This is a genomic window from Rossellomorea sp. SC111 (assembly GCF_024733565.1).
Taxonomy (GTDB): Bacteria; Bacillota; Bacilli; order Bacillales; family Bacillaceae_B; genus Rossellomorea.
Genome location: NZ_JANIOC010000012.1, coordinates 36,663 through 51,528, shown reverse-complemented (window position 1 = coordinate 51,528; position 14,866 = coordinate 36,663). Strand labels below are relative to the sequence as shown.

The following is a 14,866-nucleotide window of genomic DNA, read 5'->3' as shown; positions in this document are numbered from 1 at the left end:
CCACCCATTCCTTCTCACATAATAGATTCCTCTTACCTGAACTCTATTCATACTTCTGGATGATCGTTTGAAAAACCTTTTCAAATTAAATAAAGACAACCCTTAGCTTGCTAAAGGATTGTCTCGTTTTGTCATCTGTCTTGCAATGAGAAAGTGAAGTAGCTTTTTGCTTTGAGGCAATGAAAATCCAACGATGGAACCGAGTCCCAGTGCGATGATCACAGTACCGATCCCGACAGGACCGCCCAATAACCAACCGAAGAAGAACACGATGATTTCCATTCCATTCCGCACCCATTGCACTTTCCAACCCGTTTTCTCAACGACCAGCAGCATGAGACTATCCCGCGGCCCCGCTCCGAGGTCCGCTGAAACGTACAGACCGATTCCGTACCCGATCACCACGATCCCAATGGCAAACACGATGGCTTCTGCCAGGAAAGATTGTGGATCAGGCAGTAAAAAGTTGAATACATCTATGAAAATTCCAATTAATAGCATATTGATAAACGCACCGGCTTTAGGAAATGACCTGGTCCCGACACCTGTCACAAACAGGATGATGAAGCCCACAATGATGGACCACGTCCCGATCGTCAGACCAAGCTGCTTGAATAACCCATAATGGAATACATCCCAAGGTCCGATTCCCAGGTCTTTCCCCTTGATCGTCAAGCTGATGCCAAACGACAGCACGAGCAGTCCCACAAAGAAGAACGACCAGCGTAAACTCTTTTCTTTATTCATGAAAATCCCTTCCTACACCATAGTCAGTTCATTTATTACCCGGATAACTGTATCACAGAATCACAGACAAAAAAATTTCATAAAACCTATGGGGTTGGTGGGGATAAATCAGCCGGATTCAAGAAATAACAATGAAAAAGGTATAAACCATCCCCTACGCTTCAATAAACTCAATGATTTCGCCATCGGGACCTAAGAAAAAAGCCACTTTCCAGCCATTTTCAAGAAGGAGGGGGCCTTCCACAGGCATTAATCCCTTCTCCATTACGAATCCAACTTCCTTCTCAAAATCGTCTGCTTCCAAAGCTAAATGAAGAAATGTACGCTTCATTCCGTCATCCTCCCCAGACTCCTCGATTAGCTCCAATCGGCAATCACCCTTTTTCAAAAACAGGATGTTCTCACTTCCCCATTTAAAAACCATTTCTTCTTCAAATCCAAAATGTGACTGATAGAATTCCTTCGATTTCTCCAGATTCTTCACATTCATCCCAATATGATGAAGTCTCATACTCATTCTCCTTACAAAATGACATTCATATCCCCGAATTCATGCCATTTATAGTTTTTTTCCAGAGCCGTTTGATAGGCATGACGCAATTTGTCCTCTGACATGAACGCCTTTAAGAGATCCAAATGACTCGCTTCCGGCTCGTGCAGGCCAGTAATGAGACCGTCTACGATTTGGAGGGGTGTATCACCGGATATATATAGGTTTGTGACACCTTCAGCAGCCTGAAACTGCCCGTACTGAGTCATGACCGTCTCAAGTGTCCGAACAACCGTTGTACCCACTGCGATGACCCTCTTCCCCCGCTCCTTTGCGTGACGTATTTCTTTAACCGCGTCTGAACTCACCTGATAGTCTTCAGGGTGGCACTCTGGCATCGGCCAGCGATCGTTCCCATAGTAGCTCAAGCCTGCGTGGAGCTGGATGAACACAATGCCGACTCCTTTTTCCTTTAAGGCATGTAATAATCTCCATGTAAAAGCCCTTCCTGCAGATGCCATTTCAACGGACCCCGGTACCGATCCATAGACATTCTGGTAATAGTCCAGTGGCCAGGGCTCCTGGATGTATTCATAACGGATGGGCTCACCGTATTTGAAAATGAAGTCCATCAGTTCACTTCCACCCTTGTTGAACTCCACCTGTACAAGCGGGCTTTCACTTCCTTGACCCTTTATGCGCCCTGATACACCTCCTGGAAAATCAATTGGTTCCTCCGCTTGATGGAAGTCCCCAAGAATGAGGGCATCCCACGTGGCATCCTCCCTTTTCCTGGAAAGGCGAAGGAGGACATTCCGGTTTCCCTGCTTCCCTTTGAGTGATGCAGGAAGGGTTCTGCTGTTATTGAAAACAAGCACGTCCCCCTCATGTAAAAAATCAGGCAGGTTTTTAAATACAGTATGTTCACACTGGCCGTTCTCACGGTCCAGTACCATCAGCTTCACGTCATCCCTCTCAAACCCCTGAAGTTCGATGGGTGTCGTCGCGTTCAAACGGGAGGGGATTTGAAAGGAATAGGAACGTTCATTCATGCCTCATCCCCCGCTTTCCATTGAAACTCCTGCGCTTCAAATCTCTTACCGTTTTCATCAGATGAAGCATCAGATGCAAGATATAGAAAGACATCCAGGTGATCGTGTGGATTTGCAAGGGGATAATCACATTCAGGTACAGCCTTGTCGTGCATTTCAGTGTCCATCTCACCCGGATCCACCATGTTCACCCGCACACCTGTCCCATTCAGCTCGTCTGCCCACGTTTGAGTCATTCCTTCCACCGCGAATTTCGAAATACCGTACGCTCCCCATTCGCTGAACCCTGTTTGGCCCGCTTCTGAAGTTAAATTTATGATAGAGCCCCTCCCCCTGCTGATCATACCGGGAAGAACCCGTTTGGTTACTAAAAATGGGTTTAACGTATTGATTCTGAGCACCTCCATAAACTCCGCCTCTGGATAATCCGCCAACAGGCGCGGCCCCGGTCCAAACACAGAAGCATTATTTATCAGAACATCAACGCTTCCCCAAACTTCTTCTGTCACCGACACAAAACGTTCTACATCACGGGCATCCGAAACATCGGCCTCTAGTGCCACCACTTCCGCTCCCAACATTTTCAATTCTTTTTCAACTTCCTTTAGCGGTCCCGGGTTTCGTGCACAAATAGCCACCTTTGCCCCTTCTTCAGCGAACTTCATTGCCAATGCCTTCCCCAGTCCTTTTGAAGCACCCGTTATCATGACGATTTTTTGTTCAAACATATCCCATACCCCTTTCTTTTCTCTTGTTACTCCCAGTGTATGAAATTTTTAAAGGCCAAAAATCGTCTATTCGGGGTTGAACCTAATAGAAAATTAGATGTAGCACACTCTCAGTCTTTTGATGTATTCCCAGAAAAAACACGAACATTAATACTGGAAATTTAATTTATATTCGTGTTACAATAAGTTTGAAGATAATTAAAGCAGTGACTGGCGAAAATGTGGAATCAACCACAAGGGAGCTGCGAATTTTACAAAACATGAGCCATTAGCCGTTCGCCTGGGCAGAAGGCAAGGGGATACCCTTGTCTTTTTTTACTATAATCAGGAGGGATTGCAGTGGAACCACTAGTATTAGACGGGAAACTTGTTGCATCTGAAATTAAGGAAAGCCTGAAATCAAGAGTAGCTGTACTAAAGGAGAAGGGAATCACTCCGTGTCTTGCAACGGTGCTGGTCGGAGATGATCCATCTTCTGCTACGTACGTGAAGATGAAGGGAAATGCATGTGCAAAAATCGGAATGGAATCAAGACGCATCCACCTTCCAAAAGAAACGACAACAGAAGAACTGCTTGATGTGATCGGGAAGCTGAATGATGACTCTTCCGTACATGGGATTCTCTTACAGCACCCCGTTCCCCATCAAATCGACGAACGCGCGGCCTTTGAAGCGATTTCCATCGAAAAGGATGTCGACGGGGTCACGAGCCTCGGCTTCGGCCAAAATTCATTGGGCTTCGGTGAATACCCATCCTGCACCCCGGCAGCCATCATGAGCATCATCGATTATTACGGGGTAGCCCTTGAAGGGAAACACGCCGTCGTGGTTGGAAGGAGTCCGATCCTGGGTAAACCGGTTTCCATGATGTTATTGAACGGAAACGCAACCGTGACTACTTGCCATTCCTATACAGAGAATCTCCCTGATATCCTGGCTACTGCAGATATTGTCGTGGCAGCTGTCGGCAAACCGAACTTCATCCAAGGCGGATGGTTAAAAGAAGGTGCTGTCGTACTAGATGCCGGTTACAACAAAGGGAACGTCGGGGACATCGATTATGAAGCATGCTATGAAAAGGCAAGCGCCATCACACCTGTCCCTGGCGGTGTTGGACCTGTGACCATCTCTATGCTATTAAAGCAGACTGTTGATTCTGCTGAGAAATACGGCCCTATCCTTCAAAATTCTTAAGTCACAACGCTTCAAGAGATTGACTCCATCACCGGGTCAGTCTCTTTTTTTCTCTTTTCGCACTTATTTTTTCTTCATTTCGGGAGAGAATGGTAAAGAATAGAAAGCAAAAGGAGCGTTCATATGGATACACACCAACAAAATGCATTCTCCAACACACCGGAACCGTACTGGAGAGAAACGACAAAACTCCCCCTATTTAAAAAGCTGGATCAAAACCTGAAAGTAGACGTAACCGTTGTCGGAGGCGGGATAGCAGGGATCACAACTGCTTATCTGTTGGCAAAAGGCGGGAAGAAGGTTGCCCTCATAGAGGCTGATCACGTATTGAACGGCACGACAGGTCATACAACCGCCAAAATTTCCGCACAGCACGGATTGATTTATGATGAACTCATCCAGCATTTCGGACAAGAATTCGCAAGGAAATATTATCTGTCCCAAACAAAGGCTATTCAGTTCATCAAGGACACCATTCATAACGAAAACATCGACTGTTATTTTTCAGAAGAAGACGCGTATGTGTATGCAACGACAGAACACTATGCAGAGAAGATAGAAAAGGAATATGATGCGTATCAGAAGTTGGATATTGCAGGTAGGCTCACAGAAGACATCCCCCTCGACCTGGATATCAAAAAGGCCGTGATGATGGAGAAACAGGCTCAATTCCATCCATTGAAATATTTAAAAGCCTTAATTGATTCTTATACAGGATTGGGTGGTCAAATCTATGAAGGAACCACTGCGAAGACCATCAATGAAGGAGATAGCACGCAGGTTGTCACGTCTGATGGATATCACCTCGATAGTGAATTCGTCGTCATCTGCTCCCACTTCCCCTTTTATGATGGCATGGGGTTTTATTTCACGAAAATGCATGCAGAACGTTCTTACATTCTCGGAGTTAAAGCCAAGAAGGATTATCCAGGGGGAATGTATATCAGTGCAGAAGATCCGACCCGTTCCCTCCGCTATGAAGTGGATGATAACGGTGAAAAGCTAATCCTGATCGGCGGGGATAAACATAAGACGGGGCAAGGAAAAGATACGATGGACCACTATAGGGCACTTCAGGAATTTGGAGAAGAAGTAGTCGGGATAGACGAAGTAAGGTATCGGTGGTCTGCACAGGACTTGATCACACTTGATAAAGTGCCTTATATCGGGAAACTGACGGAAAAGCATCCCTCAATTTTTGTCGCGACAGGCTTTAATAAGTGGGGGATGACTTCCGGTACTCTAGGCGGGGAGATACTTTCTGACCAGATCTTAGGAAATCATCACATTTATGCAGATATATACTCACCTTCGAGGTTTGTTGCTGACCCTAGTATCAAGCATTTTTTCAAAGAGAATCTCAATGTAGCCGGCGAGCTCATTAAAGGAAAACTTCAAATCCCATCTAAAAAACCCGAAGACCTTAAGAAAGGGGAAGGCGATGTCGTGAACTTGAACGGGCGCCGATGTGGAGGGTTCCGGGATGAAACGGGAAAATTGCATGTGGTGGATACAACATGTACCCATCTCGGCTGCGAAACCGAGTGGAATCACGGAGACCACACCTGGGACTGTCCTTGTCACGGCTCACGCTTCTCCATTGACGGAGACGTCATCGAAGGCCCTGCCAAGAAACCCCTCACAAAGTTTGAAGATGGAGGGACGGACCTCTAGAAAATGTGAGGTTTTTGTCGAATATAGCCTGGGAAATAAATTAAAAAACCAAGATTCCTGACATATTTTGTCGCATGATACACCAGAATATTTCCTGCGTAACTCCTTAAACTATAAATGCTTGACTATTTAGGGAGGGATTCTGAATGGGACGCACTAAAAAAGGAAACCGCAATGCTCAAAGTAATACGAATGCTAAAAGAGGAAATCGCACGAGTTCTGAATTAGTCGAGTTTACAACCGGGCAGGAAAACACCAAGAAAAACCGACCACAACAGTAATAACGATCAACCATAGATAAAGAACAACCGGGAACAGAGGGACATCACCTGCTTCCGGTTGTTTTTTTTTGCAACGAGGAATCTTCCAATCCTTTGGCTAACCTTGGCGGCCGGCATGTCATTATTTACGAGGAAACAATATCAGAAAATCACCATACCCTTCCTCTTCCAGCTTTTCTTTAGGAATAAACCGCAAAGCTGCAGAGTTAATGCAGTAGCGAAGTCCTTTGGGACCCGGTCCGTCGGAAAAGACATGGCCAAGATGGGAATCCGCTTCTCTGCTCCTGACTTCCACCCGGGTAGAACGATGGGAGAGATCGTATCGTTCGCTGACGCTTACGTCCATGACCGGCTTTGTAAAGCTCGGCCAGCCACACCCACTCTCATACTGATCTTTAGACGTGAAGAGGGGTTCCCCTGACACGATATCCACATATATTCCTTCACTCGTGTTATTCCAGAATTCGTTTTCATATGGTGGCTCCGTCCCATTTTCCTGAGTGACGAAATATTGCATCTCAGTTAGCTTCCCTATTAAATGGGAGCGGTCCTTTGGCCAATATTCCTTCAGAAAATCTTCTCTGCTTCGTTTGTACAGCGCATATCGGAAAGCGTTTTTCTTATGGAAATCCTGATGATAGTCTTCCGCAGGATAAAATTCCCTGGCAGGGAGGATTGCGGTTACGATAGGGTCTGCAAACCGTCCGCTCTTCTCCAATTCTATTTTAGAGGACTCCGCGAGCCTTTTTTGATGATCATTGTGATAAAAGATCGCTGTCCGATATGAACTTCCCCGATCTTTGAATTGTCCTTCGGGGTCTGTCGGGTTAATTTGTCTCCAGTAAAGATCCAGAAGTTTCTCATATGAAAATAAGGCAGGATCAAATAGGATCTGCACGGCTTCATAATGACCGGTTTCACCTGATGTCACTTCTTTATAGTTCGGATCGTGTGTCTGCCCTCCAGTGTAGCCTGAGATGATATCTTCGATTCCTTCCTGACTCTCAAAGGGTTCCACCATACACCAGAAACAACCTCCTGCAAACATTGCCAATTCCATTTCATCATCCCCTTCGTTTCACGTGAAACATTGCTATCATTCACCCTTCAAAGTACAGGTGATAATGGTTCTGACACCCGGGATTAAAATCGGACTGACAATGGGGGCAGACCGATTGACAATTCATATATTGTAAAATCGTTAACTCGTTATTGCATTCCCCGCACAGAATCGCTTTCGTATTCCACTCTTCCGGAGACCAGAGAATGGGATCATGATCCGCTACTTCTTCGTGACAAGAGTGGCAAGGATAATAGGTGTTACAGCATTTGAATTTAATGGCGATGATATCTTTTGATGTTCGATAATGCTTACATTTTGTTTTAGAATCCACATCTACGCCGGATACCGGAATCAGCTTTTCAGTCATGACCTTCCTCCCCAATCAGTATGTAGTAGCCTTCTATAAGTTTCGCATTCCTTTCAAAAACGAAAGAAAACCAGTCTAATGATCTACCTGTACTATACAATGAATTTAAACGGAAAGGGAGTGGGAAGATTTTTGAAGTTAACCGGAACCAACGAGAAAAGGAAAAGCTGATTTATCTTGTGGCTTTTACGATATAGAAAATCAGCCTCTTGATTCTAGCACTTATGCTCCAGTATTCCGTTCAGATCACTATAAACAAAATCGGGTTTCACACCCAGCTCATCCATCACCTTATCCTGGCGATTGATCCATGCCGTATGAAAACCAAAGTTGGCTGCTCCTGCAATATCCCATGGATTGGACGACATGAACAAGACTTCCTCCCTTTTGACACCAAGCTTTTTCAGGACAAGCTGATAGGCCATCGGAGTTGGTTTGAATTGCTTCACCTCATCCACTGTCAACACTTCATCCAACAAGTGACCAAATGACGACTGCTCAACCAGTGGTGAAAGCATATCCAAGGAACCATTGGAAAAAATCGCTGTTTGATGAGATGTTAATTCTCCCAACACACTCTCCACTTCTTCATAATGAATTAATTCCAGATAGGCATCCAGCAACACCTTCTCTTTTTCATCCGAAAGGTCGACCCCGACCTGCACACATGCGTAATGAAGGGCATCCTTCGTGATGGAGAAAAAGGTCGTATACGTTCCCATCAGCTGACGCAGGAAGCTGTACTCCAATTGTTTCTGCCGCCACACCTGACTGATTTCCTCCCCTTTATCAGGAAAAAGGTCATTACATTTATCAATGACGGAATGAACATCAAATAACGTTCCATAGGCATCGAATACAAAAGCTTTAATATTGAGATTTGACATAGTCACCCTCCTCACAGATTCTCCTTATATAATAGACTCTTTCCCGAAAGGTAAACTTCCACGTGTAACTTTCTTCTGCAAAGGTGGATTCCCCTTCTGCCATTAGGGGTATAGTAAAAAAAAACCGTAGAACAGGGGAATTCATTTGAAGAAAAAGAAAAAGTGGTATGAGAAGAAAAAATGGTGGGTTTGGGGAACCATCATACTGATCCTGACAGTGGTGATGATTTACAACCGCATCAAGCCTTTACCACCAGGAATCTCTTACGCAAGCGACACTTATACCATACCAGAGGGTGACGTAGAATTCTTATACGACCTCACCTATCAGAAGGATGGGAAAGAACTATACGATCAATCGATCTTTGATGAGGTGTATCAAACCATTGAAGAAGCAGATGATTTTCTAATTTTGGACTTATTTTTAGTAAATGGCTATACAAAGGGTGACCGTGATTATCCGAAGATCAGTGAAACATTGTCCAGGAAGATTGAAGAACAACTGAAAAAGAAGCCCGACCTGAAAGTGGTCTTTATCAGTGACGTCGTCAACACGACATACGGCTCACATCAAGCGAAACAAATTGAACCATTGGAAAAGCTTGGAGCTGAAGTCGTATTTACCGATTTGAACCGTCTCCGAGATCCAAATCTCATCTATTCGGGTGTATGGAGGACCGCATTAGGATGGTTCGGACAGGATGGCTACGGGTGGCTGCCTAACCCGATGTCCCCTTCTGCCCCGAAGGTCACGATGAGATCGTATTTGAAACTATTGAACGTAAAAGCCAATCACCGAAAAGTCGTCCTCTCGGAGGATTCGGGTCTCATCCTTTCCGCCAACCCCCATGACGCCAGCGGATTTCACTCTAATATCGCCTTTAAGGTTAAAGGGGACATCATCAAAGATATGGTCAAAGCTGAAAAAGTCGTAGCGGATTTTTCAGGTGGGGATCTGGATGCTTTCCCTACGGAAGAAGAGGTCAACGATTCCGTCAAAGCCCTCCCTTCCAGTGAAAGATCTGTCAACGCACAGATCCTGACAGAAAGGGAGATTCAAAAAGGGGTGGTGAAGGCTTTAGATGATGCAAAAAAAGGGGACGATGTCTGGATTGGGATGTTCTACCTTGCAGATCGGGACATCATCGATGCGATTGAAGACGCGGCAGAACGTGAAGTTGAGATCCGTTTAGTGCTGGACCCGAACCAGAACGCCTTTGGACAAGAAAAAATCGGACTCCCGAACCTCCCCATTGCAGCGGAGCTTCATAAACTGGAGAACGAACATATTGCCATTAGATGGTATAACACGAATAAAGAGCAGTATCACACGAAATTCATTTATGTAAAAGGGAAAAAGCAAAGTACCGTAATCGGTGGATCGGGCAATTATACATCCCGAAACCTGGATGATTATAATCTTGAAGAAAACCTGAAACTGACGGCCCCTTCAGACAGCAAAACCATGGTGGAAGTGAACGACTATTTCGACCGGATTTGGAATAACAAAAACGGGACATACACCGTTGAGTATGAAAAATATCAGGATAAGTTACCTGCTGTTAAATATGTCATGTACATCCTGCAGAAAATTTTTCAAGTGACAACATATTAGGTTTTGACATTTGAAAAAAGGGGAATTTACCTTATAACAACACAAAAACATAACTTGGAGGCAAGAAAAAAATGGGTATTATTTTGTATTTAATTGTTGGTGGAATCATCGGTTGGTTAGCTGGTCTAATATTAGGAAAAAACGTTCCTGGTGGAATCATCGGTAACATCATAGCTGGTATCATCGGTGCATGGATCGGTGGAGAACTTCTTGGAAGCTTCGGACCATCTCTTGCAGGAATCGCTATCATTCCAGCCTTACTTGGAGCTATCATTTTTGTATTCCTGTTAAGCTTACTGCTAAGAGGGATGAGAAAGACTTCTCATTGATAACAAATGAGCCCCCTGGAAGTCCAGGGGGTTTTTATTTGCCCTTAAATACATAAAAAAACAGCCCATCCAGGCTGCCCTCTTAATACGTCATCGATTTCTTATGTCTTCTTTTATTCCGATACTTCTTATAGACCGGGTAAATGATAGGTCCCCATTTGATCAGTCTTCCAATTAAACGTTTCATGAAGGTAACCTCCTTTGTATACTAATCTATACCCGAATATACAGAAAAAAAACATATTGAAATAGCGTCCATTCCAGGTATACCCATGCTTCCACTAATGATGGAGGATTCGGTATGCTCCAATCACTCGGAGTTACCTTCTTAGATGAAAATACCATTGTTGTCGGGTCCTTTGGGAATAATCTCGGATCCATCATACAAAAAAGCAACCGGGCCCGGTTGCTTTTTTATATTATTTACTACTTTTCGATTCTGCAATCTTTCCTAAGAAGAACCCGTCGACTTCATTTATTTTTCCACGCCACATGATCTTCCCTTTTGAAGGTGTCGGCTTGCTGTCCCCACAATACACCTTAGTATTCTTCAAATGAATAAAGTGGGCTTCAGCACTTTGACCTTCTTCCACAGATTCTCCGGCTTTCGCTAGCTCTTCACTCAGCTTCTGAGCCACGTCACTGCCATCCTCAAAGGTTTCACTCAATGAATCGAAGTATTCCTTTGCGGAGACGAGGGTACCCGTTATGACGGCTCCCTTGACGTTTAACGTGATGTCTAATGAAAAGTCATGTTTGTTTGATGCCTGTACAAAAAATTCTAAGATGCTGTCCTTTCCTGTACCTGATTCTACACTCATTTTCACATCTCCTTTATCGTTATGCTACTGTGTCATCTTCGGTAGAGAGTGTTGTATCTTCCTCTTGATCTTCGTCTTTATCTTCATCTTTTTTTGCAGATTTTTTACTTTTAGCTGAAGATTTGCGAGTAGAACGCTTCTTTCCCTTTGAACTTGATTTTGCGTTTGATTTCTTCTTGCCAGAAGCTTCTTCCTCATCTTCGCTTTCATCTTCGTCTTCTTCATTTTCGTTTTCTGCTTTTTCATCTTCATCAGTATCTTCGTCTTCTTCATCGTCTTCCTCTTCATCAGACGCTTCTTCTTTAGACTTTTTTGAGGATTTCTTACTTGAAGAAGTTTCTTCTTTTTCTTCATCATCCTCGTCTTCCTCTTCATCGCTTTCATCTTCACGTGCTGCGGCAATTTGATTCATTTTCTCTTCTAATTGCTGCAGACGGTTCTGTAATTCTTCATTTTCCTGTTTAAGGGAGTCATAGTCCTGGTTCGACTCTTCCTCTTGGCTGTTCATTTCTGTTGAATTTACGGCCGTTTCCGTGTCTTCAGATGCTTCTTCCTCTTTATCACGCTTAAATAGGTTGGCTGTTGATGATTTTAGTGACACAGCGGCTTTTCTGGATCTTTCTTTTGCTGCTTTCCCGAAATCCAAGCTCTTACTTTTTAATTTCTCTTGGTCAATACGATCTAATAGTTTTTTTCCATTTTCAGGTGTTGCCAGATATCCTACAGTCGCTCCCAACAGACTTCCGGCTACAGTTCTCTTGATAGGGCCACTTCTTCTTGTCTTGTTCTCATTCGTTGAATTCTTTTCCTGTCCTTGATTCTCAACTGTTGTGTCTTGGGTATTATTTTTTTCTGCCATTGGTAAAACCTCCATTTAGTTTGTTGTTTCCGCCGTATTAAGACGGTTCGTATCCAGTTTCTTTTCAAGTGATTCCAGTCGTTCCTGTAATTTCTTATTTTCCTCTTCCAGTGCTCTAGTGTTGTTATCTGCGGCTTTGGAACTTAAGTAAGGATCATTTTCCCACCAGTCCATGCCTATTTCTTTTGCTTTATCTACAGAAGCAACTATTAAGCGGATCTTTATCGTAAGCAGCTCGACATCGGCGATTCCCACCGTGATATCTCCTGCCACGACAACTCCTTTATCTAAAATCTTTTCTAATACATCCACGATTGTGTTGGATTGAACCGGATGCTCCATACCCATCATGTAACCTCCCTAATCGGCATTACATTAAGCTCCCTAAAGGACCTAAATCTATATTCAAGTCTTCTGCATCAAGACCAAATACCTCTTTCAACTCTTCCATTTTTTCTTCTAAGTTCATTAGGGCTATGCCTAGATTCTCCACTTGTTCATCTGTTAACGTGCCGCCTTCTACACGCCGCATGGCATGTCTCTCAACGATTTGCCTTAAGAGTTCTACAACGGTCAATACGAGCTGTGCCAATCCTTGTTCTGCTTTTTCCGGGTCAAAATTAATTCGCCCATTTGTCCCGCTGGCCTGTTGCATGAATCAATCCCTCCCTTTCTTTATCGAATTGATCGGATGTTACGGTTTTACGCGTCCCTTGTTTATGTTGAACCAACGTTTCTACCGAGGAGATCAGAACCCGCAAATCCAGATAAACGAGGTCGACCCCGGCAATGGATATAATCAAATCTCCCTTAATCGCCACACCTTTATCGAGAATGACATCTAAAATATCTATTAGGGCTATATCTTTGTTCTCGATCGATTCTCTCACTGTCATATTTCTCATTCCTTATTTTGTGATTAAGAAAAACTAGAAAAATGATAGGGTGGCCAAGGACCCGATGCTTCAATTTTCCAACCTGCGTGTCCCAGTTCTTCTTCGTATTGCTTTATTTCTTCTACAAATTCATCTACTTTGGATGCAGGAAGGAGAAATACACTATTCCAAGCCATATGTTCCTGTCGGCCTGTTACATCCTTACTCCAATTTTTTTTGATGTTCCCATGCAGGGAATGTTCTTTAAGCTTTTCATGAACCTCTTCACAAAGGCGGTTTTTCTCGTTTTCAAGTTCCCGATCAATCAGCTGATCGATTTTTTTCTTTTCAAAGAATTGCCTGCCCTTTGGTAATTCGCTGATTTCTTTCCTTTTGGCTTCGATGGATGGATTGCTTTCACTTACTTGTTCTTTCAGCAGCTTATCGTCACAGTAGATCTTGACGTTCCACTCTTCGTTGCCGTCCAACTGTTCAAATGTCGTTTCCAGCTTATTTCGATTGCCTTCTATCGTAGACTTGAGGCTATCCTCGTTTTTGTATAATGTACAGAACTTCAGGGGGATGATGGTATACAACTTTGAAACCATCAATACTGTTTCGTGATGGTGAAACGCCTTTTCCTGAAGCCAGTCCATGTCGTTATCAACTTTGTCCTTAATGGTCTCTTCAGAGTATTGATTTGATGGTAAATCACACACAATGGCTGACACTTCTCCAATTTCAATCGTGTACAGCTCACTTTCTCCATCAAACCCTTTCATGGAGGGCAGGTTATCTTTATTTGCTTCTTTTGTCGGAACTAATCCGTATAAATAAAGTAAATCGCTCATCTGATCACCCTTGCTTCTTTTTCGTTAATTCTTCCCATTGTTCCATTTCCATCTGTTTCGCAATTTCATACCTTGTTAAAAGCTCATCTTCTTTTTCCTGGAATGCTTCTTCAGGAATTTCTCCCAATTCATACATCATTTGAAGCTGAATCAATTTTTGTTGAATGGTAGGAAGGTCGTACAATTCTTTGTCTGCTTCTTCTTTGATCTTTTCGGCGACCTTTATGACTAAATTAATTGGTGCACTCACCAATTTATGAATCATCAGCTTTCTTCAACCTTCAAGCGTATGTTGACAAAGTTGTAAGCGGGCCAAGGGCCGCTGTAATTAAATTCGACCTTATCCTTCCATTTTTCATGTGCTTCATTGACCTTTTGATCGAACAACTCTTCCTGATCCCGGTCAATTAAGAAAGAAGCGTTCAGCAGCATTTTCTCACTTGAAGGCTCGTTGGCTTTGGCAGATACTGCCGATTCCTCAAGAGGTGCGTAAACTTCTTCCTTAATCTCACTCTGCAGGGAAGCAAATAGCTTCTGAGCCATTCCACCAAGCTGAATTCGGTCGTAATACGCTGCCGATTCTGATTTCCCTTTTACGGCAGAGGCCATTTTTTCTACTTGAGGGTTATCCTTTACCATGGCTTCAAGCCATTCCTTTTTACCGATAACCTTTAAGCCCAACTCGATTTTCCCCTTAATTGCCGGGAAAAGGGTCTCGAACTGCGGATAAAGGTTTTCAAGCAAGGCCTCAACATCGTCTGTCGACTTAAAGACATTACCGAAGCTGATCGGGATGACTGTATCCTTTTGTTCCATAACCCGGGCTACAGCTCCCTGGTGCATCAATAAATTCGGCTTTTTAGGATGATAAATTTTCATAGGCACTTCTGCCGCTACCATCGCTGCGTCCTTATATCTGATCGTGAACGTCTCACGTTCTTCTCCTTCTATTTCAATCGAACCAAATTGATCATCATCATTGGTTTGTATGGCACAAAATATATAAATTCCTATTTCTTTCTGACTCATCATT

The 14,866-nt window shown here is 43.6% G+C and carries 20 protein-coding genes, 1 pseudogene and 1 riboswitch; of the genes and pseudogenes, 6 read left to right on the top strand and 15 right to left on the bottom strand.

The window, feature by feature from the left end; translation table 11 throughout:
* Positions 1-102: 102 nt before the first annotated feature.
* From NQ095_RS16150 to NQ095_RS16135, 4 genes are all read right to left on the bottom strand, one after another.
* Positions 103-747 (bottom strand): YczE/YyaS/YitT family protein, encoded by a 645-nt coding sequence (locus NQ095_RS16150; RefSeq protein WP_060673983.1) that lies wholly within the window; start codon positions 745-747, stop codon positions 103-105.
* Positions 748-901: 154 nt separating this feature from the next.
* A complete protein-coding gene (locus NQ095_RS16145; RefSeq protein ID WP_258264491.1) occupies positions 902-1,258 on the bottom strand; it encodes a VOC family protein in 357 nt (118 codons plus the stop codon).
* 11 nt (positions 1,259-1,269) lie between these two features.
* Positions 1,270-2,289 carry an S-adenosylmethionine:tRNA ribosyltransferase-isomerase gene (locus NQ095_RS16140; RefSeq protein WP_258264490.1) on the bottom strand — a complete coding sequence of 340 codons (1,020 nt, stop codon included), beginning with the start codon at positions 2,287-2,289 and terminating at the stop codon, positions 1,270-1,272.
* Positions 2,286-3,017 carry an SDR family NAD(P)-dependent oxidoreductase gene (locus NQ095_RS16135; RefSeq protein ID WP_258264489.1) on the bottom strand — a complete coding sequence of 244 codons (732 nt, stop codon included), beginning with the start codon at positions 3,015-3,017 and terminating at the stop codon, positions 2,286-2,288. Before NQ095_RS16135 ends, NQ095_RS16140 begins: the two co-directional genes overlap by 4 nt.
* Positions 3,018-3,213: 196 nt before the next feature.
* A riboswitch (ZMP/ZTP riboswitch) is annotated at positions 3,214-3,310 on the top strand.
* A 46-nt stretch (positions 3,311-3,356) separates the two neighbouring features.
* Here NQ095_RS16135 and NQ095_RS16130 point away from each other — a divergent pair.
* The 3 genes from NQ095_RS16130 (at position 3,357) to NQ095_RS16120 (ending at position 6,166) form a co-directional block, all read left to right on the top strand.
* On the top strand, positions 3,357-4,211 hold the full coding sequence (locus NQ095_RS16130; protein ID WP_375162853.1) for a bifunctional 5,10-methylenetetrahydrofolate dehydrogenase/5,10-methenyltetrahydrofolate cyclohydrolase: 855 nt from the start codon (positions 3,357-3,359) through the stop codon (positions 4,209-4,211).
* A 123-nt stretch (positions 4,212-4,334) separates the two neighbouring features.
* Positions 4,335-5,885 carry an FAD-dependent oxidoreductase gene (locus NQ095_RS16125; protein ID WP_258264488.1) on the top strand — a complete coding sequence of 517 codons (1,551 nt, stop codon included), beginning with the start codon at positions 4,335-4,337 and terminating at the stop codon, positions 5,883-5,885.
* A gap of 146 nt (positions 5,886-6,031) precedes the next feature.
* Entirely contained in the window at positions 6,032-6,166 is a 135-nt protein-coding gene (locus NQ095_RS16120; RefSeq protein WP_258264487.1) for a hypothetical protein, read from the top strand.
* Between the two features lie 121 nt (positions 6,167-6,287).
* Here NQ095_RS16120 and msrB read toward each other — a convergent pair whose 3' ends face one another.
* The 3 genes from msrB to NQ095_RS16105 all read right to left on the bottom strand — a co-directional run bounded on the left by msrB (position 6,288) and on the right by NQ095_RS16105 (position 8,483).
* A complete protein-coding gene (gene msrB / locus NQ095_RS16115; RefSeq protein ID WP_258264486.1) occupies positions 6,288-7,226 on the bottom strand; it encodes a peptide-methionine (R)-S-oxide reductase MsrB in 939 nt (312 codons plus the stop codon).
* Positions 7,227-7,266: 40 nt separating this feature from the next.
* A complete protein-coding gene (locus tag NQ095_RS16110) occupies positions 7,267-7,596 on the bottom strand; it encodes a CHY zinc finger protein (protein ID WP_258264485.1) in 330 nt (109 codons plus the stop codon).
* Positions 7,597-7,811: 215 nt separating this feature from the next.
* Positions 7,812-8,483 (bottom strand): haloacid dehalogenase type II, encoded by a 672-nt coding sequence (locus NQ095_RS16105; protein ID WP_258264484.1) that lies wholly within the window; start codon positions 8,481-8,483, stop codon positions 7,812-7,814.
* A gap of 145 nt (positions 8,484-8,628) precedes the next feature.
* On the opposite strand from NQ095_RS16105, the gene NQ095_RS16100 reads away from it, so the two are divergent.
* From NQ095_RS16100 to NQ095_RS22590, 3 genes and pseudogenes are all read left to right on the top strand, one after another.
* Positions 8,629-10,098 carry a phospholipase D family protein gene (locus NQ095_RS16100; RefSeq protein WP_258264483.1) on the top strand — a complete coding sequence of 490 codons (1,470 nt, stop codon included), beginning with the start codon at positions 8,629-8,631 and terminating at the stop codon, positions 10,096-10,098.
* 71 nt (positions 10,099-10,169) lie between these two features.
* Positions 10,170-10,427 carry a GlsB/YeaQ/YmgE family stress response membrane protein gene (locus NQ095_RS16095; protein WP_098438646.1) on the top strand — a complete coding sequence of 86 codons (258 nt, stop codon included), beginning with the start codon at positions 10,170-10,172 and terminating at the stop codon, positions 10,425-10,427.
* Between the two features lie 289 nt (positions 10,428-10,716).
* Positions 10,717-10,923, top strand: a pseudogene (locus NQ095_RS22590) (hypothetical protein); the annotation flags it as partial.
* Here NQ095_RS22590 and gvpU read toward each other — a convergent pair.
* Genes gvpU through NQ095_RS16055 form a run of 8 tightly spaced genes read right to left on the bottom strand, consistent with a single transcriptional unit; the run spans position 10,847 to position 14,865 of the window.
* Complete coding sequence (gene gvpU / locus NQ095_RS16090; protein ID WP_258264482.1) at positions 10,847-11,248, bottom strand: gas vesicle accessory protein GvpU; 402 nt, start codon at positions 11,246-11,248, stop codon at positions 10,847-10,849. The pseudogene NQ095_RS22590 and the gene gvpU sit on opposite strands and share 77 nt — an antisense overlap.
* A gap of 19 nt (positions 11,249-11,267) precedes the next feature.
* On the bottom strand, positions 11,268-12,107 hold the full coding sequence (gvpT, locus tag NQ095_RS16085) for a GvpT/GvpP family gas vesicle accessory protein (protein ID WP_258264481.1): 840 nt from the start codon (positions 12,105-12,107) through the stop codon (positions 11,268-11,270).
* Positions 12,108-12,122: 15 nt separating this feature from the next.
* A complete protein-coding gene (locus NQ095_RS16080; protein ID WP_034764928.1) occupies positions 12,123-12,455 on the bottom strand; it encodes a gas vesicle protein in 333 nt (110 codons plus the stop codon).
* 22 nt (positions 12,456-12,477) lie between these two features.
* Positions 12,478-12,762 (bottom strand): gas vesicle protein K, encoded by a 285-nt coding sequence (locus tag NQ095_RS16075; RefSeq protein WP_034764925.1) that lies wholly within the window; start codon positions 12,760-12,762, stop codon positions 12,478-12,480.
* Positions 12,728-13,003: a gas vesicle protein gene (locus tag NQ095_RS16070; RefSeq protein WP_044340208.1), complete on the bottom strand. Its 276-nt coding sequence runs from the start codon at positions 13,001-13,003 to the stop codon at positions 12,728-12,730. Before NQ095_RS16070 ends, NQ095_RS16075 begins: the two co-directional genes overlap by 35 nt.
* Positions 13,004-13,026: 23 nt before the next feature.
* Entirely contained in the window at positions 13,027-13,833 is an 807-nt protein-coding gene (locus NQ095_RS16065) for a GvpL/GvpF family gas vesicle protein (protein ID WP_258264480.1), read from the bottom strand.
* A 4-nt stretch (positions 13,834-13,837) separates the two neighbouring features.
* A complete protein-coding gene (locus tag NQ095_RS16060; protein WP_258264479.1) occupies positions 13,838-14,098 on the bottom strand; it encodes a gas vesicle protein GvpG in 261 nt (86 codons plus the stop codon).
* Entirely contained in the window at positions 14,098-14,865 is a 768-nt protein-coding gene (locus tag NQ095_RS16055) for a GvpL/GvpF family gas vesicle protein (protein ID WP_375162852.1), read from the bottom strand. The genes NQ095_RS16060 and NQ095_RS16055 overlap by 1 nt, the downstream gene beginning before the upstream one ends.
* Position 14,866: the final 1 nt, after the last annotated feature.